The sequence below is a fragment of the Escherichia sp. HH26CH genome (genome assembly GCF_009820205.1).
Taxonomy (GTDB): Bacteria; Pseudomonadota; Gammaproteobacteria; order Enterobacterales; family Enterobacteriaceae; genus Escherichia; species Escherichia coli_F.
The window spans coordinates 1-22,838 of sequence record NZ_VNXM01000010.1; the positions used below are offsets into that span (position 1 = coordinate 1).

A 22,838-nucleotide genomic window follows, 5' to 3' on the forward strand; every position below is an offset into this window, starting at 1 on the left:
TGCGCGTAGTGACGGGTCGGGGTGTCATATTCAACGTGAGAAGTGTTGATGGTGATACCACGAGCTTTTTCTTCCGGTGCGTTATCGATCTGGTCGAATGCACGAGCAGCACCGCCGTAGGTTTTAGCCAGTACGGTGGTGATTGCAGCGGTCAGAGTAGTTTTACCGTGGTCAACGTGGCCGATAGTACCAACGTTAACGTGCGGTTTTGTACGTTCAAATTTTTCTTTAGACACGGCTATATTCCTTACTATAGTGCTCTCCCCTTCAGGTGAGAGCACGGGACTTTGGTATTAACCCTTAGGCTTATTTACCACGGGCTTCAATTACGGCCTGAGCAACGTTACTCGGCGCTTCATCATACTTCAGGAATTCCATGGTGTATGATGCACGACCTTTGGTCAGAGAACGCAGCTGAGTTGCATATCCGAACATTTCAGACAGCGGTACTTCAGCGTGGATCTTAACGCCAGTAACTTCAGATTCCTGACCTTTGAGCATACCACGACGACGGCTCAAGTCACCGATAACGTCACCGGTGTTCTCTTCCGGAGTTTCTACTTCAACCTTCATGATCGGCTCAAGCAGAACTGGTTTCGCTTTCTTAAAGCCTTCTTTAAAGGCGATAGAAGCAGCCAGTTTAAACGCCAGTTCAGAGGAGTCAACGTCATGGTAAGAACCGAAGTGCAGACGAATACCCATGTCTACTACCGGGTAGCCTGCCAGCGGACCTGCTTTCAGCTGTTCCTGGATACCTTTATCAACGGCCGGGATGTATTCGCCAGGGATTACACCACCTTTAATGTCGTTGATGAACTCGTAGCCTTTCGGGTTTGAACCCGGCTCCAGCGGGTACATGTCGATAACAACATGACCATACTGACCACGACCACCAGACTGTTTCGCGTGTTTACCTTCAACATCGGTAACTTTCTGGCGGATAGTTTCACGGTAAGCAACCTGCGGTTTACCTACGTTCGCTTCAACGTTGAATTCACGCTTCATACGGTCAACGATGATGTCGAGGTGCAGTTCGCCCATACCCGCGATGATGGTCTGGTTAGATTCTTCGTCAGTCCATACACGGAAAGACGGGTCTTCTTTAGCCAGACGGCCCAGAGCCAGACCCATTTTTTCCTGGTCAGCTTTGGTTTTCGGTTCAACTGCGATGGAGATTACCGGCTCAGGGAATTCCATACGTTCCAGAATGATCGGCGCATCCGGGTCACACAGGGTGTCACCAGTGGTTACGTCTTTCAGACCGATAGCAGCAGCGATGTCGCCCGCGCGAACTTCTTTGATCTCTTCACGTTTGTTAGCGTGCATCTGAACGATACGACCGAAACGCTCACGTGCAGCTTTCACGGAGTTCAGTACGGTATCACCAGAGTTAACCACACCGGAGTACACACGGAAGAAGGTCAGGTTACCAACAAACGGGTCGGTAGCGATTTTGAACGCCAGTGCAGAGAACGGCTCGTCATCACTTGCGTGACGTTCAGCCGGAGTATCTTTACCGTCGTCCAGGATACCGTTGATCGCAGGTACGTCAACCGGGGATGGCAGGTAATCAATTACCGCATCCAGCATCGCCTGAACACCTTTGTTCTTGAACGCAGAACCACAGGTTACCAGGATGATTTCGTTGTTCAGAACGCGCTGACGCAGAGCACCTTTAATCTCTTCTTCAGTCAGTTCTTCACCACCCAGGTATTTTTCCATCAGCTCTTCAGAAGCTTCAGCTGCGGATTCGATCAGGTTCTGGTGCCATTCGTTAGCCAGTTCAACCATGTCTGCCGGGATATCTTCGTATTCGAAGGTTACGCCCTGGTCAGCGTCGTTCCAGTTGATAGCTTTCATTTTCACCAGGTCAACAACACCGGTGAAATGTTCTTCAGCACCAATCGCCAGCTGCAGCGGAACCGGGTTCGCGCCCAGACGGGTTTTGATCTGGTTAACAACTTTCAGGAAGTTCGCACCCATGCGGTCCATTTTGTTAACGAACGCAATGCGCGGAACTTTATATTTGTTTGCCTGACGCCATACGGTTTCAGACTGCGGCTGAACACCACCAACTGCGCAGTAAACCATTACCGCACCATCGAGAACACGCATGGAACGTTCTACTTCGATTGTGAAGTCAACGTGCCCCGGGGTGTCGATGATGTTGATGCGATGCGGCTCATACTGCTTAGCCATACCAGACCAGAATGCAGTAGTTGCAGCGGAAGTGATGGTAATACCACGTTCCTGCTCCTGCTCCATCCAGTCCATGGTTGCAGCGCCGTCATGAACTTCACCGATTTTATGGTTTACACCGGTGTAGAACAGAATACGTTCGGTAGTAGTGGTTTTACCGGCGTCGATGTGCGCACTGATACCGATGTTACGGTAGCGTGCGATGGGTGTTGTACGAGCCATTTGTTTCCTCGTTTATCTTTTAGGCGTTCAATTTAAGTAGCCCAAAGCGGGCTGCTTACTGGAAGCGCCCGCCTGGTGACTAAAACTCCGAAGGGATTACCAACGGTAGTGTGCGAACGCCTTGTTGGCTTCGGCCATACGGTGAACGTCTTCACGTTTCTTAACTGCAGTACCTTTGTTTTCTGCAGCATCAGAAAGTTCGTTCGCCAGGCGCAGAGCCATGGATTTATCACCGCGTTTACGAGCAGCTTCAACGATCCAACGCATTGCCAGAGCATTACGACGAACCGGACGGACTTCAACTGGTACCTGATAAGTAGAACCACCAACGCGGCGAGACTTAACTTCTACAGTCGGGCGCACGTTTTCGAGAGCTACTTCGAATGCTTCCAGTTCAGATTTACCAGAACGCTGAGCCAGGGTCTCCAGCGCGCTGTATACGATAGATTCGGCAGTAGATTTTTTACCATCTACCATCAGGATATTTACAAATTTAGCCAGCAGTTCTGATCCGAACTTCGGATCCGGCAGAATTTTACGCTGACCAATGACGCGACGACGTGGCATGGAAATACTCCGTTGTTAATTCAGGATTGTCCAAAACTCTACGAGTTTAGTTTGACATTTAAGTTAAAACGTTTGGCCTTACTTAACGGAGAACCATTAAGCCTTAGGACGCTTCACGCCATACTTGGAACGAGCCTGCTTACGGTCTTTAACGCCGGAGCAGTCAAGCGCACCACGTACGGTGTGGTAACGAACACCCGGGAGGTCTTTAACACGACCACCACGGATCAGGATCACGGAGTGCTCCTGCAGGTTGTGACCTTCACCACCGATGTAGGAAGTCACTTCGAAACCGTTAGTCAGACGAACACGGCATACTTTACGCAGCGCGGAGTTCGGTTTTTTAGGAGTGGTAGTATATACACGAGTACATACGCCACGTTTTTGCGGGCATGCTTCCAGCGCAGGCACGTTGCTTTTCGCAACTTTGCGAGCACGTGGTTTGCGTACCAGCTGGTTAACTGTTGCCATTAAATAGCTCCTGGTTTTAGCTTTTGCTTCGTAAACACGTAATAAAACGTCCTCACACAATATGAGGACGCCGAATTTTAGGGCGATGCCGAAAAGGTGTCAAGAAATATACAACGATCCCGCCATCACCAGGCCATCTGGCTGGAGTGCTTAACCGTAAGTCTGACGAAATCAGTATAGTCAATGGGAATGATGTCGTTCGAAATTTGACCAGTCAAACCGCGGGCAATAAGGTCTTCGTTCAGGGCATAGACCTTAATGGGGGCATTACGCAGACTTTCAAGGTAGCGGTTACCGTCAACTGCGGCAGTTACACCATCTTGCAATAATAGCAGTTCGTCGCCTTCACAGAGTAGACGCAACAGCGCAGCAAAATCCGTCAGCCAGGGTGAACGATGTAATGTGTGCAGCATAAACGCCTCAAAACCTCAAAATAACATCGTAGTTGGCGAGTTCGCGGCGTAAGGCATCTGCTTCGAGCGGCGTGGCTTCGACAACAAAGGGGGTCTGCGGATCTAACCCGCGTTCGCGCAGTGAAGCCGCACAAACCCAGCACTGTTCAATGTCGTACAGACCCAACAATTTAAAAGTGGCAATGTAATCACGCGCCAGCACTGCATCGGGCTTTTGTCCTGGCAACAGCTGAAAAACGCCATCAGCAATAAAGAAGACAGCCAGATCGTCAGTTAATGCGGAAGTTGCCAGTAAAGCATCTAAACCTTCCCGGCCTGCAGCGGTACCATGAGGCGCAGTAGAAAAAACAAACGCAATTCGTTTCATCAGAACTGTACCACCCTGTTACAGGTCAGCGAGGCTTCCGCCAGCGCGCCAAGTCCACTTAAGGTAAATCCCGGCTGAAGGTTTGACGCAGCCAGCCCCAGTCTTCCGGCCTCCGTTTCATCAACAACACCACGGCGTAATGCTGCCGCTACGCAGATATTCAGCGCCACACCATGTTGCGTATTCAACTGTTGCCAGCCACGCACAAGGTCAAATTCGTCGCTTGCCGGTGAGGTCAATTGGTTAGCGTTATAGACCCCTTCCCGATAGAAAAAGACGCTGCTTAGTTCATGGCCTTCTGCTATCAGCGCCTGCGCAAACTGAAAAGCACTACTCGCCTGTTGCGTACCGTATGCTGGTCCGGTCACCACGATGGCAAAACGCATTACTTATCTTGCCCCTGGAAATCACCGCTCTTGAACTGGCGGATGTAGAGATAGACAGTGTGTTTGGAGATGTTCAGGCGGTCAGCAACCTGGTTGATCGCATCTTTAATATCGAAGATCCCTTTCTCGTAGAGATTTAGCACGATCTGACGATTTTTGGCGTTATTAGAAACATTGCGATCGGCATTCACTTCTTCGATGGTGAACTCCAGCGTTTGGGTAACCAGATCTTCAACAGAAGAGGCAAAGTTGACGCTTGAACCGACATCCGGGGTTTCTGGCGGCACAAAAGTGCTCATAATCTGCGAGAAGGGAACATCAAGATTCATATTGATGCACAGCAGACCAATTACACGCTGTTCGCGGTTACGAATCGCGATAGTCAGGGACTTCATTAATACGCCGCTTTTGGCGCGAGTAAAGTAGCATTTAGAAACGCTGCTATCCGCTCCCGTCATATCGTGCAGCATACGTAGCGCCAGGTCGGTAATTGGCGAACCAATCTTCCGGCCTGTATGTTCACCGTTAGCAATGCGTATGGCTGAACATTTTAGATCCTGCAAAGAGTGCAAAACGATTTCACAGTGGGAGCCAATAAGCATCGCTAACCCGTCCACCACCGCTTCGTAGGATTTCAGAATATCAAAATCGGTCTGGTCGAAAGGACGTTGATCCAGTAAATCCAACTCACTGGTTTCGTTGGTTAAAAGCGACCTGGACATGAAAAAAAACACTCCTTTTCAGGAGCCTGTCGTTAACTTTTCAGGGCAGGCTCATTAATGATGCGGGTAACTAAATTAATACAGCGGAGGTTCCGCTTTCCAGCACTAATTATATCCGGCCTGTAATAAAAAAACCGCCGCCTGGTCAGGCGGCGGTTCTTAATGCTTATTTTTTAGCAGAATCTGCGGCTTTCGCATCAGCTTCCGGCTTTGCATCAGCCTTCGGCGCTGGTTTCACATCCAGCAGCTCTACGTCAAACACCAAGGTAGAATTCGGTGGGATCCCCGGAACACCCGCTTTGCCGTAAGCCAGTTCTGGTGGAATAACCAGTTTGATCTTACCGCCTTTCTTGATGTTCTTCAGACCTTCTGTCCAACCCGGAATAACACCGTCCAGACGGAAAGAGAGCGGTTCACCACGGGTGTAAGAGTTGTCGAACTCTTTACCGTCGATCAGCGTACCCTTGTAGTTCACGACAACAGTATCGCTGTCTTTCGGTGCTTCGCCTTTACCGGCTTCTACTACCTGATAAACCAGACCAGTTGAAGAGGTTTTCACACCTTTCTCTTTGGCAAATTTCTCGCGGTACTCTTTACCTTTCGCTTCGTTATCTGCCGCGTCTTTTTCCATCTTCGCCTGAGCAGAAGACTTCACGCGAGCTTCGAATGCTTGCAGTGTCTGTTCGATCTCTTGGTCGGAGAGTTTGCTCTTATCAGCAAATGCATCCTGAACACCCGCGATCAGCTGATCTTTATCCAGTTTGATGCCCAGTTTTTCTTGTTCTTTAAGAGAGTTTTCCATGTAACGACCCAGCGAAGCACCCAGTGCATAAGCTGATTTCTGATCGTCATTTTTGAACGCTGCTTTGCTGTCAGCAGTTGTAGCAGGTTTTGCAGCTTCAGCAGCAAAAGTGATCGGTGCATGCAGGGCAACGGCCATTGTGGTCGCCAGCAGCGTTACTTTAAACAGTGATTTCATCCATATCTCCAGGATCGGGGCATCTCACCCCAGGGTTAACTATTATCAGAAGGGTACTATAAAGCGTTGTCGAACAAATCTACATACAGACACGCCCTATTATCATCTATTTTCAGACTCTTTTTGTTTAAATTAGTTTCGATGACCGCGAAATGAGTGCTGTCTCGGGCAGCAAAGTTAAGTAGAATCCGCGGCGACCATTCGACAAAAGAGGTGAATCATGCAGGATTTATCATTGGAAGCACGCCTGGCAGAGCTGGAGAGCCGACTGGCTTTTCAGGAAATCACCATTGAAGAACTGAACGTCACGGTGACCGCTCATGAAATGGAGATGGCGAAACTGCGCGATCATCTGCGTCTGCTGACCGAGAAGCTAAAAGCCAGCCAGCCGTCGAACATCGCGTCGCAGGCTGAAGAAACGCCACCGCCACATTATTGAGGCGTAAAAAAAGCGGGGATTCCCCGCTTTTTTGTCACTTTTTCGGTATTAGTGGCAACCGCAACCGCCGTTACCTTTACCGCCGCAGCAGCCTTCGCCACCGTGTTCATGACCGTGATCGTGGCCATGACCACCGCAGCAACCGTCGTGGTCGTGATCGTGGTGATGATCGTGCGCACCGTGAACGTGGCCATGAGCCAGCTCTTCTTCAGTCGCTTCGCGAATCGCCACAACTTCAACGTTGAATTTCAGGTTCTGACCGGCCAGCATGTGGTTACCATCAACCACGACGTGATCGTCTTCAACCGCAGTGATTTCAACCGGTACCGGACCCTGGTCGGTTTCAGCCAGGAAACGCATACCAACCTGCAGTTCATCAACGCCCATAAATACGTCTTTAGGAACGCGTTGCACCAGGTTTTCGTCGTACTGACCATAAGCGTCGTTCGCACCAACAGCGACATCAAATTTGTCGCCAACTTCATGACCTTCCAGCGCCGTTTCCAGGCCAGAGATCAGGGAACCGTGACCATGCAGGTAGTCCAGCGGCGCACTCACCGGAGACTCATCAACCAACACACCGTCTTCTGTACGTACCTGATAGGCCAGGCTGACCACCAGGTCTTTTGCTACTTTCATGATATCTCCTGAGCATGGGAAGAATAGTGGCGCAGATTGTAGCGGAATTCTGCAGCCGTGTACTCACTAGCTTAAAAAATCTCGGCGCATATCGCTAGTCCGGATGAAAAATCCCGATCACTTGCTCATCTTTGCGAACGTGATCGCGGGCTTCTTTGTCTGCTTCTCGCATCTGATGTCCGCACTTAACACATTCAACAATATCAATATTATTTTCGCGCCACATCGCCATTGAATCCTGCGCCTGACAGGCCGGGCATTTTGCGCCCGCAATAAAACGTTTTCGGATTGCCATCTTTACCCTCTACTCAAATTCATCCCAGCCGTCCAGCTGGCGTCGTTCTTGTTGCATTTCACGCTGGAAAATCTCTTCCAGTTCGCGTCGGGCTTCCCTGGCGCGAGAAATTTGTACGGTATCGGCATGCATTGGTATGAGCTCCCGCAACATCCGCATATCCAGGCGGCGAAAATGCAGTTGCGCCCGCTGCGCCTGATGTGGATGCATGCCAAGCGTGACCAGCGTCTTGCGCCCCAGCTCTAACGCACTGGAGAATGTTTCACGAGAAAACTGCGTCACCCCTGCCTGTAATAACTCATGCGCCTCCACACGTCCGCGCGCTCGCGCAAGAATATGTAAATGCGGAAAGTGCTGTTGGCATATTTCCACCAGCTTCATGGTGTCTTCCGGCTCGTTACAGGTAATGACGATAGACTCAGCGGCCTCTGCACCCGCAGAACGTAAAAGATCTACCTGCGTGGCGTCGCCGTAATAAACTTTGTAGCCATATTTGCGCATCAGGTTAACGGCGCTGATATCCCGCTCCAGCACGGTAATGCGCATTTTATTTGCCATCAACAAACGACCAATCACCTGCCCAAAACGTCCGAAGCCCACGACTATGACCTGGGGTTTATCATCGTTGACCCACGGTTTTTCGTCTTCTTCTTCCGGTCCGTTAAACTGGCGGGATAGCCATTTATCCACCAGCTTCATCAGCAGCGGCGTGGTCATCATGGAAAGCGTGACCGTCACCAGCAACAGCGCCATCTGGTCGCCCTGGAATAAGCGTTGCGAAGAAGCGGTAGAAAAGAGGACAAAGGCAAACTCGCCGCCCTGACTCAACACGCCAGCAAACTGCATCCGCTCTGAGCTACGCACGCCATACAGCCGCGCCAGCAAATACAGCACGAGAATTTTCACCGCCACCAGCACAACCACGCTTATCACTACCCACAACAGATGGGTATAAAGCACTCCGAGGTTGAGCGACATGCCGACAGAGATAAAAAACAGTCCGAGCAGCAAGCCTTTGAACGGATCGATAGCCGTTTCCAGCTCATGGCGATATTCACTTTCCGCCAGCAGCACGCCCGCAATAAACGTACCGAGCGCCATCGACAACCCCAGCGCATCCATAAACAATGCGGAACCCAACACCAGCAGCAGTGTCGCGGCGGTGAACACTTCCCGCACACCAGAAGCAGCAATAAAACGGAATACCGGACGCAGTAAATAGCGCCCCCCAATCAGCATGCCGACAAACGCCAGCACCTTCATGCCGATCTTCATCCAGTCGAAATGTTCGTCTGCCGAACCCGCCAGCAGCGGTACTAACGCCAGCGCGGGGATCACCGCCAGATCCTGAAACAGCAAAACCGAAAAACCTAGCTGTCCAGATTCGCTGCGATTCATCCCTTTCTCACGCATCAGTTGCAACGCCATTGCAGTGGAAGACATCGCAAGGCCAATGCCACCGACCACCGCCGCCTGCCAGGCGAAATCCGTCAGCATCAATAATCCCGCCAGCAACGCCGCGCTTAACAGCACCTGTGCCGCGCCTACGCCAAAAATCGAACGCCGCAGTTGCCAAAGCTTGGAGGGATTCAACTCAAGGCCGATGATAAACATCAGGAACACCACGCCGAGTTCCGAAAAGTGGAGGATCTCATCGACGTCGCTAATAAAACCCAGCCCCCACGGGCCAATTGCAATCCCTGCCAGCAAATATCCCAACACAGCGCCAATACCCAGCCGCGATGCCAGCGGCACCGCAGCCACCGCCGCGAAGAGAAACAGCACTCCCGCGAGTAAAAAATCGGAACCTTCCATCAGCGGCCTCCCGGAGACAGCGGATTTGACAGCCAGTCACCGTAGGCTCTGGCGTGACTTGCCAGCTCCTGTGCGCTTTGCCGTCTCGCCCAGTAAATAATGATGGGACTTAACCAATGCATCCGGCACATGCCCGCCGCCAGCTCAAAGGGGCGCAGAACATCGCTCATCGGGTAGCGATTCAATGCGTCATAACGGTAAGCACTTTCCGGCTCGCCGGTGGTAATCACGCTACGCCAGTACTTTCCCGCCAGTTGGTTTCCTCCCGGCCCGCTGGCAAAACCACGGCTTAATACCCGGTCCAGCCACTCTTTCAGTAGCGCCGGGCAGCTATAGGTATAAAGAGGGTGCTGAAAGACAATCACCTCGTGCTCGCGAAGTAATGCCTGCTCACGGGGGATATCAATAAAAAAATCGGGATAGTGCGCATAAAGGTCGTGCACGGTAACATTGCTGAGCTGCGTGGCCGGTTTAAGCAGTACCCGGTTTGCCACCGAGTCCTGAGATTCCGGATGGGCATACAGCAGCAAAACTTTCGCTGGCTGAGACATCATCCCCCTCCCGGTATGGTTTTTGTGTATAGTCGCTGTTTTGGGCTACCATTGCGCCCGGTGCGGCAGCTCGCCCATACATTACATTATCATAATGATAAGTTAACATAGTCTGAACATACGGCGCCTTATGATTGTTTTCTCCTCGTTACAAATTCGTCGCGGCGTGCGCGTCCTGCTGGATAATGCCACCGCCACCATCAACCCCGGGCAGAAAGTCGGCCTGGTGGGTAAAAACGGCTGTGGTAAATCTACCCTGCTGGCATTGCTGAAAAATGAAATCAGCGCCGACGGCGGCAGCTACACCTTTCCAGGAAGCTGGCAACTGGCGTGGGTGAATCAGGAAACACCAGCGCTACCGCAAGCGGCGCTGGAATATGTCATTGACGGCGACCGTGAATATCGTCAACTGGAAGCGCAGCTACACGACGCCAACGAACGTAACGACGGGCACGCCATTGCGACCATTCATGGCAAGCTGGATGCTATTGACGCATGGAGCATTCGCTCCCGCGCCGCCAGCCTGCTGCACGGCCTCGGTTTCAGCAATGAACAACTGGAGCGCCCGGTAAGTGATTTCTCCGGTGGCTGGCGTATGCGTCTTAACCTCGCCCAGGCGCTGATTTGCCGTTCAGACTTGCTGCTGCTCGACGAACCAACTAACCACCTCGATCTCGATGCTGTTATCTGGCTGGAAAAATGGCTGAAGAGCTATCAGGGCACGCTGATCCTGATCTCCCACGACCGCGACTTCCTCGATCCGATCGTTGATAAAATTATTCATATCGAACAACAAAACATGTTCGAGTACACCGGCAACTACAGCTCGTTTGAAGTGCAGCGTGCTACCCGTCTGGCACAGCAACAGGCGATGTATGAAAGCCAGCAAGAGCGCGTGGCACATCTGCAAAGTTATATCGACCGTTTCCGTGCCAAAGCCACCAAAGCGAAGCAGGCCCAGAGCCGTATTAAGATGCTCGAGCGTATGGAGTTGATTGCCCCAGCGCACGTCGACAACCCGTTCCGTTTTAGCTTCCGCGCGCCGGAAAGCCTGCCTAATCCGTTGTTGAAAATGGAAAAGGTCAGCGCAGGTTATGGCGATCGCATTATTCTCGACTCGATTAAACTGAATCTGGTGCCGGGTTCGCGCATTGGTCTGTTAGGCCGCAATGGCGCGGGTAAATCGACATTAATCAAACTGTTAGCCGGAGAGCTTGCGCCAGTCAGCGGTGAAATTGGCCTGGCGAAAGGGATCAAACTCGGTTACTTCGCCCAGCATCAACTGGAATATCTACGCGCCGACGAATCGCCTATTCAACATCTGGCACGTTTAGCACCGCAGGAACTAGAACAAAAACTGCGTGATTACCTCGGCGGCTTTGGTTTCCAGGGCGATAAAGTGACGGAAGAAACGCGCCGTTTCTCCGGTGGGGAAAAAGCCCGCCTGGTGCTGGCATTAATCGTCTGGCAGCGTCCGAATCTACTGCTGCTCGACGAACCGACTAACCACCTTGACCTCGACATGCGCCAGGCACTGACTGAAGCGTTGATCGAGTTTGAAGGCGCATTGGTTGTCGTTTCGCACGACCGCCATTTGTTGCGTTCCACCACTGACGATCTCTATCTGGTTCACGATCGTAAAGTCGAACCGTTCGACGGCGATCTGGAAGATTATCAACAGTGGTTGAGCGACGTTCAAAAGCAGGAAAACCAGACAGACGACGCGCCAAAAGAGAACGCGAACAGCGCCCAGGCACGTAAAGACCAGAAGCGTCGGGAAGCGGAGCTGCGTGCGCAAACCCAGCCACTGCGTAAAGCAATCGCCCGTCTGGAAAAAGAGATGGAGAAGCTGAACGCGCAACTGGCGCAGGCGGAAGAGAAACTCAGCGACAGCGAACTGTACGATCAAAGCCGTAAAGCGGAGTTGACCGCCTGCCTGCAACAGCAAGCCAGCGCCAAATCCGGCCTGGAAGAGTGCGAAATGGCGTGGCTGGAAGCCCAGGAGCAGCTTGAGCAGATGCTGCTGGAAGGCCAAAGCAACTGATGGCGCAGATAACGACGACCGATGCCAATGAATTCAGCAACAGTGCTGAATTCACCCCTATGCGCGGCTTTAGCAATTGTCATCTGCAAACCATGCTGCCGCGTCTGTTTCGTCGCAAGGTGAAATTCACCCCGCACTGGCAGCGACTGGAGTTGCCCGACGGCGATTTTGTCGATCTCGCATGGAGTGAAGACCCTGCCCAGGCGAACCATAAACCGCGTTTAGTGGTGTTTCACGGGCTGGAGGGCAGCCTCAATAGCCCTTACGCCCACGGTCTGGTCGAGGCGGCGCAAAAACGCGGCTGGCTGGGCGTGGTGATGCATTTTCGCGGATGCAGCGGTGAACCAAACCGTATGCACCGCATTTACCATTCGGGCGAAACCGAAGACGCCAGCTGGTTTTTACGCTGGCTGCAGCGCGAATTTGGACATGCGCCAACGGCTGCCGTCGGCTATTCGCTCGGCGGTAATATGCTCGCCTGTTTGCTGGCAAAAGAAGGTAATAACCTCCCGATTGATGCAGCGGTAATTGTCTCCGCGCCATTTATGCTGGAAGCCTGTAGTTATCATATGGAAAAGGGCTTTTCCCGCGTTTATCAGCGTTACTTGCTGAACCTGTTAAAAGCCAATGCTGCGCGCAAACTGGCAGCCTATCCCGGTACGCTGCCGATTAATCTCGCACAGTTAAAATCGGTACGTCGCATCCGTGATTTTGACGATCTGATCACCGCCAGAATTCATGGCTACGCTGACGCTATCGACTATTATCGTCAGTGTAGCGCCATGCCGATGCTGAACCAGATCGCCAAACCGACACTGATTATTCACGCCAAAGACGATCCGTTTATGGATCATCAGGTGATCCCGAAACCGGAAAATCTCCCCCCGCAGGTGGAGTATCAACTGACTGAACATGGTGGTCATGTTGGCTTTCTTGGCGGTACATTACTTCATCCGCAAATGTGGCTGGAGTCACGCATTCCTGACTGGTTAACAACGTATCTGGAGGCGAAATCATGTTGATTCCGTGGCAAGAACTCTCCCCCGAAACGCTGGAAAATTTAATTGAAAGTTTTGTGTTACGCGAAGGCACCGATTATGGTGAACATGAGCGTACACTTGAACAGAAAGTCGCCGACGTCAAACGCCAGCTACAGTGCGGAGAAGCGGTGCTGGTATGGTCGGAGCTGCACGAAACGGTCAATATCATGCCGCGCAGTCAGTTTCGCGAATAACCTGCAGCCGTCGGCGGACGAGATAATAATGATAGCTAAGTCATGGAGTTACTATGTCTGCCAAACATCCGGTCATTGCGGTAACAGGATCCAGCGGCGCGGGGACCACCACCACCAGTCTCGCGTTTCGTAAAATATTCGCGCAGTTAAATCTGCATGCAGCTGAGGTGGAAGGCGACAGTTTTCACCGTTACACGCGCCCGGAAATGGACATGGCGATCCGCAAGGCGCGTGATGCCGGGCGGCATATCAGCTACTTTGGCCCCGAAGCGAACGACTTCGGCCTGCTGGAACAAACCTTCATTGAATACGGTCAGAGCGGCAAAGGAAAATCACGCAAATATCTGCATACGTACGACGAAGCGGTACCGTGGAATCAGGTGCCGGGAACATTCACCCCATGGCAACCTTTACCGGAACCCACTGATGTACTGTTTTATGAAGGGCTACACGGCGGCGTGGTCACACCACATCATAACGTTGCGCAACATGTGGATTTACTGGTTGGCGTGGTGCCTATCGTTAACCTGGAGTGGATTCAAAAACTGATCCGCGACACCAGCGAGCGCGGGCACTCACGAGAAGCAGTGATGGACTCAGTAGTGCGCTCAATGGAAGACTATATCAACTACATCACACCGCAGTTTTCCCGCACCCATCTTAACTTCCAGCGCGTCCCCACCGTTGACACCTCAAACCCGTTCGCGGCAAAAGCTATCCCGTCGCTGGATGAAAGCTTTGTGGTGATCCATTTTCGTAATCTGGAAGGGATCGATTTCCCCTGGCTGCTTGCGATGTTGCAGGGCTCATTCATTTCCCACATCAATACATTAGTGGTGCCGGGCGGTAAAATGGGTCTGGCAATGGAGTTAATTATGCTGCCACTGGTGCAACGATTGATGGAAGGAAAGAAAATCGAGTAACTCTGCTAATATGCCGGATAAACAATTATCCGGCATCGTACTCCTGACATCAAATCACGCGGCAACCACTTCATACGAGTGAGTAATATTCACCGCTTTTTCCAGCATCAACGCCACTGAACAATATTTCTCGGCAGAGAGATCTACCGCACGCGAAACCGCTGCGTCTTTCAGGTCGCGACCGGTGACGATAAAATGCAGATTAATGTGCGTAAACAGGCGTGGTGCCTCTTCGCGGCGTTCAGAGGTCAATTTTACTTCACAATCGACCACATCCTGACGCCCCTTTTGCAGGATAGAAACCACATCGATGGCGCTACAGCCCCCCGCCGCCATCAACACCATTTCCATCGGACTTGGCGCTTTATCGCCTGAGTTGCCATCCATTAAAATCTGGTGACCAGAGGCGGATTCGCCCAGAAAAGTTAACCCTTCGACCCACTTCACTCGCGCTTGCATTTTTGCTACTCCACTGCGTCAATTTTCCTGACAGAGTACGCGTACTAACCAAATCGCGCAACGGAAGGCGACCTGGGTCATGCTGAAGCGAGACACCAGGAGACACAAAGCGAAAGCTATGCTAAAACAGTCAGGATGCTACAGTAATACATTGATGTACTGCATGTATGCAAAGGACGTCACATTACCGTGCAGTACAGTTGATAGCCCCTTCCCAGGTAGCGGGAAGCACAATTTCGGCAATCCAGAGACAGCGGCGTTTTCTGGCTCTGGAGAAAGCTTATAACAGAGGATAACCGCGCATGGTGCTTGGCAAACCGCAAACAGACCCGACTCTCGAATGGTTCTTGTCTCATTGCCACATTCATAAGTACCCATCCAAGAGCACGCTTATTCACCAGGGTGAAAAAGCGGAAACGCTGTACTACATCGTTAAAGGCTCTGTGGCAGTGCTGATCAAAGATGAAGAGGGTAAAGAAATGATCCTCTCCTATCTGAATCAGGGTGATTTTATTGGCGAACTGGGCCTGTTTGAAGAAGGCCAGGAACGTAGCGCATGGGTACGTGCGAAAACCGCCTGTGAAGTGGCTGAAATTTCATACAAAAAATTTCGCCAATTGATTCAGGTAAACCCGGACATTCTGATGCGTCTTTCTGCACAGATGGCGCGTCGTTTGCAAGTCACTTCAGAGAAAGTGGGCAACCTGGCGTTCCTCGACGTGACGGGCCGCATTGCACAGACTCTGCTGAACCTGGCAAAACAACCGGATGCCATGACTCACCCGGACGGTATGCAAATCAAAATTACCCGTCAGGAAATCGGTCAGATTGTCGGCTGTTCTCGTGAAACCGTGGGGCGCATTCTGAAGATGCTGGAAGATCAGAACCTGATCTCCGCACACGGTAAAACCATCGTCGTTTACGGCACTCGTTAATCCCGTCGGAGTGGCGCGTTACTGAGTAGCGCGCCATTTTGTTTCCCCCGATGTGGCGCAGACTGATTTATCACCCCGATATCAACTATGCACTACGACAAACGCTGGTGCTATGTTTGCCCGTGGCCGTTGGGTTAATGCTTGGCGAATTACGATTCGGTCTGCTCTTCTCCCTCGTTCCAGCCTGTTGCAATATTGCGGGCCTTGATACGCCTCATAAACGTTTTTTCAAACGCTTAATCATTGGTGCGTCACTGTTTGCCACCTGTAGCTTGCTGACACAGCTACTACTGGCAAAAGATGTTCCCCTGCCCTTTTTGCTGACCGGATTAACGCTGGTGCTTGGTGTCACTGCTGAGCTGGGGCCATTGCACGCAAAATTGCTTCCCGCATCGCTGCTCGCCGCCATTTTTACCCTCAGTCTGGCGGGATACATGCCGGTCTGGGAACCGTTGCTCATCTATGCGCTGGGCACTCTCTGGTACGGATTGTTTAACTGGTTTTGGTTCTGGATCTGGCGCGAACAACCGCTACGCGAGTCACTAAGCTTGCTGTACCGTGAACTGGCGGATTATTGCGAAACCAAATACAGCCTGCTTACCCAGCACACCGATCCTGAAAAAGCATTGCCGCCGCTGCTGGTGCGCCAGCAAAAAGCGGTCGATTTAATTACTCAGTGCTATCAGCAAATGCATATGCTTTCCGCGCAAAATAATACTGACTACAAGCGGATGCTGCGTATTTTCCAGGAGGCGCTGGATTTACAGGAACATATTTCGGTCAGCTTGCATCAGCCGGAAGAGGTGCAAAAGCTGGTCGAGCGTAGCCATGCGGAAGAAGTTATCCGCTGGAATGCGCAAACTGTCGCCACTCGCCTGCGCGTGCTGGCTGATGACATTCTTTACCATCGCCTGCCGACGCGCTTTACAATGGAAAAACAAATTGGCGCGCTGGAAAAAATCGCCCGCCAGCATCCGGATAATCCGGTTGGGCAATTCTGCTATTGGCACTTCAGCCGCATCGCTCGTGTACTACGCACCCAAAAACCGCTCTATGCCCGTGATTTACTGGCCGATAAACAGCGGCGAATGCCGTTACTGCCGGCGCTAAAAAGTTATCTGTCACTGAAATCTCCGGCGCTACGCAATGCTGGACGACTGAGTGTGATGTTAAGTGTTGCCAGCCTGATGGGTACCGCGCTGCATCTGCCGAAGTCGTACTGGATCCTGATGACGGTATTGCTGGTGACGCAAAATGGTTACGGCGCGACTCGCCTGCGAATTGTGAATCGTTCTGTGGGAACCGTGGTCGGGTTAATCATTGCGGGCGTTGCCCTGCACTTTAAAATTCCCGAAGGTTATACCCTGACGTTGATGCTGATTACCACCCTCGCCAGCTACCTGATATTGCGCAAAAACTACGGCTGGGCGACGGTCGGTTTTACCATTACCGCAGTATATACCCTGCAACTGTTGTGGCTGAACGGTGAGCAGTACATTCTTCCGCGTCTTATCGACACCATTATTGGTTGTTTGATTGCTTTCGGCGGAACTGTCTGGCTGTGGCCGCAGTGGCAGAGCGGGTTATTGCGTAAAAACGCCCATGACGCTTTAGAAGCCTATCAGGAAGCGATTCGTTTGATTCTGAGCGAGGATCCGCAACCTACGCCACTGGCCTGGCAGCGAATGCGGGTAAATCAAGCGCATAACACTCTGTATAACTCATTGAATCAGGCGATGCAGGAACCGGCGTTCAACAGCCATTATCTGGCAGATATGAAACTGTGGGTAACACACAGCCAATTTATTGTTGAGCATATTAATGCTATGACCACGCTGGCGCGGGAACACCGGGCATTGCCACCTGAACTGGCACAAGAGTATTTACAGTCTTGTGAAATCGCCATTCAGCGTTGTCAGCAGCGACTGGAGTATGACGAACCGGGGAGTTCTGGCGATGCCAATATCATGGATGCGCCGGAGATGCAGCCGCACGAAGGTGCGGCAGGTACGCTGGAGCAGCATTTACAACGGGTTATTGGTCATCTGAACACCATGCACACCATTTCGTCGATGGCATGGCGGCAGCGACCGCATCATGGGATTTGGCTGAGTCGCAAGTTGCGGGATTCGAAGGCGTAATACAGGCTAAACCATCGGATAAGGCGTTCACGCCGCATCCGATATCTTTTGCCTGATGCGACGCTGACGCGTCTTATTTACGCCCCAATCACCTTCGCCACCGCGTGGGCGAAACGATGCATCCCTTCATCGATATCCGCATCTTCCACCACCAGCGACGGCGCAAAACGCATCACATCAGGCCCGGCATTCAGCACCATTACGCCTTCCTCGGCACCCGCATACAGGAAATCACGCGCCCGACCTTTGTACTGTGGTTTCAGCTCTGCGCCAATCAACAGCCCCATACCGCGAATATCGCTAAACACATCGTACTGCTGATCGATCTTCTGCAAATGGTCCACAAAACGCTGGCGTTTCGCGTGAATGCCTTCCAGCACTTCAGGGGTATTGATGATATCAAACGCCGCGCCAGCTACTGCACAGGCCAGTGGATTACCGCCGTAGGTGGAACCGTGAGAACCAGGATGAAACGCAGAAGCAATCTCCGCCGTAGTCAGCATGGCGCTAATCGGGAAGCCGCCGCCTAACGCTTTGGCGGAGGTCAGAATATCCGGCGTCACGCCGAAATGCATGTAAGCAAACAGATCGCCGGTCCGCCCCATCCCGCACTGCACTTCATCAAACACCAATAATGCCTGATGTTGATCGCACAGCTCGCGCAAGCCCTGCAAAAACTCTGGCGTCGCTGCCGTCACGCCGCCCTCGCCCTGAATCGGCTCAACCACCACCGCGCAGGTGTGATCATCCATCACCGCTTTCACTGCGTGGAGATCATTAAAGGGAACGTGGATGATGTCTGCCGGTTTTGGCCCAAAGCCGTCGGAATATTTTGGCTGCCCGCCCACCGAGACGGTAAACAGCGAACGACCATGAAAAGCGTTATGGAAGGCAATAATTTTGGTTTTGAACGGGCTATGACGCACACAGGCGTAATGGCGTGCCAGTTTAAAGGCAGTTTCGTTAGCTTCCGTGCCGGAGTTCATAAACACCACGCGTTCGGCAAACGTTGCCTCAATCAGTTTACGACCAAGACGCAGCGCCGGTTCATTGGTAAAAACGTTACTGATATGCCACAGAGTTTCGCCCTGGGTTTTTAACGCGTTCACCAGCGCAGGATGGCAATGGCCCAACGCCGTAACTGCAATGCCACCCGCGAAATCGACATACTCCTTGCCCTGTTGATCCCAGATTCGGCTGCCCAGACCTTTTACCGGAATAAACTCTGCCGGAGCATAAATCGGCAGGATCACTTCATCGAAAGTCGCGCGTGTAATTGCTGTTTGTTCAGTTGCCATCTCATGATCACCCTGTTACGCATAAACCAATGTGAAATTATAATCATAAAATATGCATAAAAAATCACTAAATGGCAATCAGAAATCAGCGCTCCAGGAAATTAGCCAGCAGTTGATGCCCTTGTTCGCTGAGAATACTTTCTGGATGGAACTGCACGCCTTCCAGATCCCACTGGCGATGACGAATCCCCATAATCTCGCGGGTTTCGCTCCAGGCCGTCACTTCAAAGCACTCCGGTAATGAGTCAGGCTCCACCACCAGCGAATGGTAGCGTGTCACGGTGAGTGGATTTGCCAGCCCCTTAAATACGCCCTCACCGTTATGTGTGATCGGCGAGGTTTTGCCGTGCATCACCTTTTCGGCGCGCACAACTTTGCCACCAAAAGCCTGCGCCATTGCCTGATGACCGAGGCAGACGCCAAGAATCGGCAAACTGCCGGCGTAGTGGCGAATAACGTCAAGGGAGATCCCTGCATCGTCCGGCGTACAGGGTCCAGGTGAGATAACAATTTTCTGCGGTTTGAGTGTGTCGATATCCGCCAACGTTAACGCATCGTTGCGCTTAACCAACACGTCGGCCCCCAGTTCACAAAAGTACTGGTAGAGGTTCCAGGTGAAAGAATCGTAGTTATCAATAAGCAGGATCATGGCGGCTCCGGTACGAAAGAACCGCGCTATTTTACTCAGATTCCCCGGCTTCGCTTACCACTTTGCTAAATATCGTCTGCAGCGCAGTGAGATCCCCCATTGCCCCACTCTGATTTGCCTGATTCCAGGCCTCTTTTTCGATACCCTGCCAGCTCAGTTGATAACCAGCATGAATCGCCAGTTGCTCGAAGAAGATACGCTGTGCCAGACCACTTCCCGCACGGAAGGGATGCAGGACGTTAATTTCACAATAGTAGTGTGCCAGCCGCTCGACGAACTTCGCTTTCTCCAGGCCAACCAGATACCCTTCTTCCTCCAGATCCTGCATCAGGGCATTGCCCTCTTTTTCGATATAAGCAAAGTGGCAGAACGGCGTATCACCCTGATAAATATCAACTTCACGCAGTTGCCCCGCCCAGTCGAAAATATCCTGATACAGCTGGCGATGGATAGTGCGCAAATGCGGTAAACCGCGCACCAGCGGACCAAGCTCAATGGTCGCAGCACGCAGCGCCGTCATTTCGTAAGCGGCCTGTTCCAGCCGCTGTTGCTGGCGGATGTTCAGCCGGTTACGCATGATATCAAGGCCAGGATAAAGATACGGATCGCGCCCTTCGCCGAATTTATCGCTCATAGTGCCTCCTCAGCTCTTCAAGGCGCGCTAAAGCCTCTGCGGCAGTAAGAGTAACTAAAGGCATCTCGACGCCTTCAAGACGGCGACTGGCCTGGAAATTACGATTACGCTGAAGCTCCCAGAGACGGGACTTTTGCTTATCGGTGAGTTTCTTCACTTGATGCCTCCCTGAACGTGTCCATTTGCCACAAGTATAAGCGGCAAATCCGGGTTACGCCGGGAGAGCAGAAGCGCGGGCAAGATTGCCCGCGCGAGAAATCATTACGGCAGGACTTTAGCGGAAAGGATAACTACCGGTTTTGACGGCACATTCTGGTACGGACCAACATCATGAGTCGGCACCTGGGAAATCTTATCGGCAACGTCCATGCCTTTCACCACTTTACCAAATACCGCGTAACCGAAATCACGCTGACCATGGTCAAGGAAGGCGTTATCGGCAACGTTGATAAAGAACTGGCTGGTGGCGCTGTCTTTGTCAGCGGTACGCGCCATCGCGATGGTGCCACGCGTGTTGCGCAGGCCGTTATCGGCTTCATTTTTGATTGGCGGGTTTGGTTTTTTCTGCTGCATCTGCTCGGTGAAACCGCCGCCCTGAATCATAAAGCCAGGAATGACGCGGTGAAAGGTTGTGTTGTTATAAAAACCGCTGTTCACATAATCGACAAAGTTTTGCACAGATACTGGCGCTTTTTGTTTATCCAGCTCCAGTTCGATGTTACCAGCTGAGGTTGTCAACAATACGTGCGGGTCCCCTTTCGCTGCCATTGCTGCGGGAGAAAGAGCAGAAAGAGCGAAAACAGCAGCCATCGCCGCCAGGGTCGATTTGAACATGAGATTTCCTTAACAAACAGAGCAGAAAAAAAGCAAGTGAAGAGATTCTAAATAGCCTTCAAGAACAAGGCCATCCCTTTACCTAATTTTACGTATCTGAAATATATGTAACCTGACGATCACTTTTTATTCCGTGATCAAAATCACCTCTTAAAATGCAATTTAGCAACCGATTGCAATAAAATATTTAAACAGATCACAAAATCACCTAAAATCGCCCGCTCGCGGCATATCCCGCTATGCCATTTTATTTTTGAACGCAGGCCAATCATGACTAACAGCAATCGCATCAAGCTCACATGGATTAGCTTTCTCTCCTACGCACTGACGGGTGCGTTGGTTATTGTCACCGGGATGGTGATGGGAAATATCGCCGATTATTTCAATCTGCCTGTTTCCAGTATGAGTAACACCTTCACCTTCCTCAATGCTGGCATTTTAATCTCTATCTTCCTCAATGCCTGGCTGATGGAAATCGTCCCGTTAAAAACGCAGTTACGTTTTGGCTTTCTCCTGATGATGCTGGCGGTTGCTGGTTTGATGTTTAGCCACAGCCTGGCGCTTTTCTCGGCAGCGATGTTCATTCTCGGGGTGGTCAGCGGTATCACTATGTCGATTGGTACATTCCTGATAACACAAATGTATGAAGGGCGTCAGCGCGGTTCTCGCCTGTTATTTACCGACTCCTTCTTCAGTATGGCAGGGATGATTTTCCCAATGATCGCCGCGTTTCTGCTGGCGCGCAGCATTGAGTGGTACTGGGTTTATGCCTGCATCGGGCTGGTTTACGTCGCTATTTTTATTCTGACCTTCGGCTGTGAGTTTCCGGCACTGGGCAAACATGCGCCAAAAACGGACGCTCCGGTAGCGAAAGAAAAATGGGGCATCGGCGTACTGTTTCTCTCAATTGCAGCGCTGTGCTACATCCTCGGTCAGTTAGGTTTTATCTCCTGGGTGCCGGAGTATGCCAAAGGCCTGGGCATGAGCCTGAACGACGCTGGCACGCTGGTGAGTAACTTCTGGATGTCATATATGGTCGGCATGTGGGCGTTCAGCTTTATTCTTCGCTTCTTTGATTTGCAACGTATCCTGACCGTACTGGCTGGTCTGGCTGCGATTCTGATGTACGTCTTTAACACCGGAACACCGGCACATATGGCGTGGTCAATTCTCGCCCTGGGCTTCTTCTCCAGCGCGATCTATACCACCATCATCACCCTGGGTTCACAGCAAACCAAAGTACCGTCACCAAAACTGGTTAACTTTGTCCTGACCTGCGGGACCATCGGTACCATGCTGACCTTTGTCGTTACCGGCCCGATTGTTGAACATAGCGGTCCAAAGGCGGCGCTGCTGACGGCAAACGGTCTGTACGCTGTCGTCTTTGTGATGTGCTTCCTGTTAGGTTTCGTCAGCCGTCACCGTCAGCATAACACCCTGACCTCTCATTAATTGCTCATGCCGGGCGGCGCTATCGTCGTCCGGCCTTTTCCTCACTTACCCCGCTACGTACGTCTATTTCTATAAACCCTTTCATTTTGTCTATTTTTTGCACACGAATGAAATATCAGACAATTCCGTGACTTAAGAAAATTTATACAAATCAGCAATATACCTCTTAA

The 22,838-nt window shown here is 51.7% G+C and carries 27 protein-coding genes; 8 read left to right on the plus strand and 19 right to left on the minus strand.

Annotated features, from left to right (window positions below; translation table 11 throughout):
- From FQ015_RS01525 to fkpA, 9 genes are all read right to left on the minus strand, one after another.
- Positions 1-236, minus strand: a 236-nt coding sequence (locus FQ015_RS01525; protein WP_000031667.1) for a GTP-binding protein, incomplete at its 3' end; no start/stop codon positions are given.
- A gap of 70 nt (positions 237-306) precedes the next feature.
- Positions 307-2,421 (minus strand): elongation factor G, encoded by a 2,115-nt coding sequence (fusA, locus tag FQ015_RS01530; protein ID WP_000124703.1) that lies wholly within the window; start codon positions 2,419-2,421, stop codon positions 307-309.
- Between the two features lie 96 nt (positions 2,422-2,517).
- Positions 2,518-2,988, minus strand: a complete 471-nt coding sequence (rpsG, locus tag FQ015_RS01535; RefSeq protein WP_001138043.1) for a 30S ribosomal protein S7 — start codon at positions 2,986-2,988, stop codon at positions 2,518-2,520.
- Between the two features lie 96 nt (positions 2,989-3,084).
- Positions 3,085-3,459, minus strand: coding sequence for a 30S ribosomal protein S12 (gene rpsL, locus FQ015_RS01540; protein WP_000246815.1), 375 nt, complete (start codon positions 3,457-3,459; stop codon positions 3,085-3,087).
- 125 nt (positions 3,460-3,584) lie between these two features.
- Entirely contained in the window at positions 3,585-3,872 is a 288-nt protein-coding gene (gene tusB, locus FQ015_RS01545; RefSeq protein WP_039020592.1) for a sulfurtransferase complex subunit TusB, read from the minus strand.
- A gap of 7 nt (positions 3,873-3,879) precedes the next feature.
- On the minus strand, positions 3,880-4,239 hold the full coding sequence (gene tusC / locus FQ015_RS01550; RefSeq protein ID WP_000820714.1) for a sulfurtransferase complex subunit TusC: 360 nt from the start codon (positions 4,237-4,239) through the stop codon (positions 3,880-3,882).
- On the minus strand, positions 4,239-4,625 hold the full coding sequence (gene tusD, locus FQ015_RS01555) for a sulfurtransferase complex subunit TusD (RefSeq protein ID WP_039020593.1): 387 nt from the start codon (positions 4,623-4,625) through the stop codon (positions 4,239-4,241). Before tusD ends, tusC begins: the two co-directional genes overlap by 1 nt.
- Positions 4,625-5,347, minus strand: a complete 723-nt coding sequence (locus FQ015_RS01560; RefSeq protein ID WP_000091466.1) for a helix-turn-helix transcriptional regulator — start codon at positions 5,345-5,347, stop codon at positions 4,625-4,627. The genes tusD and FQ015_RS01560 overlap by 1 nt, the downstream gene beginning before the upstream one ends.
- 166 nt (positions 5,348-5,513) lie before the next feature.
- Entirely contained in the window at positions 5,514-6,326 is an 813-nt protein-coding gene (gene fkpA / locus FQ015_RS01565) for an FKBP-type peptidyl-prolyl cis-trans isomerase (protein WP_000838261.1), read from the minus strand.
- A 220-nt stretch (positions 6,327-6,546) separates the two neighbouring features.
- Between fkpA and FQ015_RS01570 the strand changes: the two genes are divergently transcribed.
- Positions 6,547-6,765 carry a protein SlyX gene (locus FQ015_RS01570; protein ID WP_001153615.1) on the plus strand — a complete coding sequence of 73 codons (219 nt, stop codon included), beginning with the start codon at positions 6,547-6,549 and terminating at the stop codon, positions 6,763-6,765.
- 48 nt (positions 6,766-6,813) lie between these two features.
- On the opposite strand, the gene slyD is transcribed toward FQ015_RS01570, so the two are convergent.
- The 4 genes from slyD to kefG form a co-directional block, all read right to left on the minus strand.
- Positions 6,814-7,404: a peptidylprolyl isomerase gene (gene slyD, locus FQ015_RS01575; RefSeq protein WP_000861334.1), complete on the minus strand. Its 591-nt coding sequence runs from the start codon at positions 7,402-7,404 to the stop codon at positions 6,814-6,816.
- A gap of 94 nt (positions 7,405-7,498) precedes the next feature.
- On the minus strand, positions 7,499-7,699 hold the full coding sequence (locus tag FQ015_RS01580; protein WP_001007730.1) for a YheV family putative zinc ribbon protein: 201 nt from the start codon (positions 7,697-7,699) through the stop codon (positions 7,499-7,501).
- A 9-nt stretch (positions 7,700-7,708) separates the two neighbouring features.
- Positions 7,709-9,514 carry a glutathione-regulated potassium-efflux system protein KefB gene (gene kefB / locus FQ015_RS01585; protein WP_000399122.1) on the minus strand — a complete coding sequence of 602 codons (1,806 nt, stop codon included), beginning with the start codon at positions 9,512-9,514 and terminating at the stop codon, positions 7,709-7,711.
- Positions 9,514-10,065 carry a glutathione-regulated potassium-efflux system ancillary protein KefG gene (gene kefG / locus FQ015_RS01590; protein WP_160523634.1) on the minus strand — a complete coding sequence of 184 codons (552 nt, stop codon included), beginning with the start codon at positions 10,063-10,065 and terminating at the stop codon, positions 9,514-9,516. Before kefG ends, kefB begins: the two co-directional genes overlap by 1 nt.
- A 130-nt stretch (positions 10,066-10,195) precedes the next feature.
- On the opposite strand from kefG, the gene FQ015_RS01595 reads away from it, so the two are divergent.
- The 4 genes from FQ015_RS01595 to FQ015_RS01610 are packed head-to-tail and all read left to right on the plus strand — an operon-like array spanning position 10,196 to position 14,266.
- The gene (locus FQ015_RS01595; protein ID WP_039020595.1) at positions 10,196-12,109 is read left to right on the plus strand and encodes an ABC transporter ATP-binding protein; all 1,914 of its coding nucleotides are present in this window, start codon (positions 10,196-10,198) and stop codon (positions 12,107-12,109) included.
- Positions 12,109-13,131, plus strand: a complete 1,023-nt coding sequence (locus tag FQ015_RS01600; RefSeq protein ID WP_039020596.1) for a hydrolase — start codon at positions 12,109-12,111, stop codon at positions 13,129-13,131. Before FQ015_RS01595 ends, FQ015_RS01600 begins: the two co-directional genes overlap by 1 nt.
- Complete coding sequence (locus FQ015_RS01605) at positions 13,125-13,343, plus strand: YheU family protein (RefSeq protein WP_000907089.1); 219 nt, start codon at positions 13,125-13,127, stop codon at positions 13,341-13,343. The genes FQ015_RS01600 and FQ015_RS01605 overlap by 7 nt, the downstream gene beginning before the upstream one ends.
- Before the next feature lie 53 nt (positions 13,344-13,396).
- A complete protein-coding gene (locus tag FQ015_RS01610; RefSeq protein WP_032185285.1) occupies positions 13,397-14,266 on the plus strand; it encodes a phosphoribulokinase in 870 nt (289 codons plus the stop codon).
- Positions 14,267-14,320: 54 nt separating this feature from the next.
- On the opposite strand, the gene FQ015_RS01615 is transcribed toward FQ015_RS01610, so the two are convergent.
- The gene (locus tag FQ015_RS01615; protein ID WP_001148911.1) at positions 14,321-14,725 is read right to left on the minus strand and encodes an OsmC family protein; all 405 of its coding nucleotides are present in this window, start codon (positions 14,723-14,725) and stop codon (positions 14,321-14,323) included.
- 302 nt (positions 14,726-15,027) lie between these two features.
- Between FQ015_RS01615 and crp the strand changes: the two genes are divergently transcribed.
- Both crp and FQ015_RS01625 read left to right on the plus strand, forming a co-directional pair.
- Positions 15,028-15,660 carry a cAMP-activated global transcriptional regulator CRP gene (crp, locus tag FQ015_RS01620; RefSeq protein WP_000242755.1) on the plus strand — a complete coding sequence of 211 codons (633 nt, stop codon included), beginning with the start codon at positions 15,028-15,030 and terminating at the stop codon, positions 15,658-15,660.
- A 50-nt stretch (positions 15,661-15,710) separates the two neighbouring features.
- Positions 15,711-17,801, plus strand: coding sequence for a YccS/YhfK family putative transporter (locus FQ015_RS01625; RefSeq protein WP_039020597.1), 2,091 nt, complete (start codon positions 15,711-15,713; stop codon positions 17,799-17,801).
- A gap of 77 nt (positions 17,802-17,878) precedes the next feature.
- Here FQ015_RS01625 and argD read toward each other — a convergent pair whose 3' ends face one another.
- The 5 genes from argD to ppiA form a co-directional block, all read right to left on the minus strand.
- Positions 17,879-19,099: a bifunctional acetylornithine/succinyldiaminopimelate transaminase gene (argD, locus tag FQ015_RS01630; RefSeq protein WP_039020598.1), complete on the minus strand. Its 1,221-nt coding sequence runs from the start codon at positions 19,097-19,099 to the stop codon at positions 17,879-17,881.
- An 85-nt stretch (positions 19,100-19,184) separates the two neighbouring features.
- On the minus strand, positions 19,185-19,748 hold the full coding sequence (gene pabA / locus FQ015_RS01635) for an aminodeoxychorismate synthase component 2 (RefSeq protein ID WP_160523623.1): 564 nt from the start codon (positions 19,746-19,748) through the stop codon (positions 19,185-19,187).
- Positions 19,749-19,779: 31 nt separating this feature from the next.
- Complete coding sequence (locus tag FQ015_RS01640; RefSeq protein WP_039020599.1) at positions 19,780-20,382, minus strand: putative adenosine monophosphate-protein transferase Fic; 603 nt, start codon at positions 20,380-20,382, stop codon at positions 19,780-19,782.
- The gene (locus FQ015_RS01645; RefSeq protein ID WP_000736860.1) at positions 20,372-20,539 is read right to left on the minus strand and encodes a YhfG family protein; all 168 of its coding nucleotides are present in this window, start codon (positions 20,537-20,539) and stop codon (positions 20,372-20,374) included. The genes FQ015_RS01640 and FQ015_RS01645 overlap by 11 nt, the downstream gene beginning before the upstream one ends.
- Before the next feature lie 104 nt (positions 20,540-20,643).
- A complete protein-coding gene (ppiA, locus tag FQ015_RS01650) occupies positions 20,644-21,216 on the minus strand; it encodes a peptidylprolyl isomerase A (protein WP_000477225.1) in 573 nt (190 codons plus the stop codon).
- A gap of 270 nt (positions 21,217-21,486) precedes the next feature.
- Here ppiA and tsgA point away from each other — a divergent pair, with 270 nt between their 5' ends.
- Positions 21,487-22,668 carry an MFS transporter TsgA gene (tsgA, locus tag FQ015_RS01655; RefSeq protein ID WP_039020600.1) on the plus strand — a complete coding sequence of 394 codons (1,182 nt, stop codon included), beginning with the start codon at positions 21,487-21,489 and terminating at the stop codon, positions 22,666-22,668.
- The last annotated feature ends 170 nt before the right edge of the window (positions 22,669-22,838 follow it).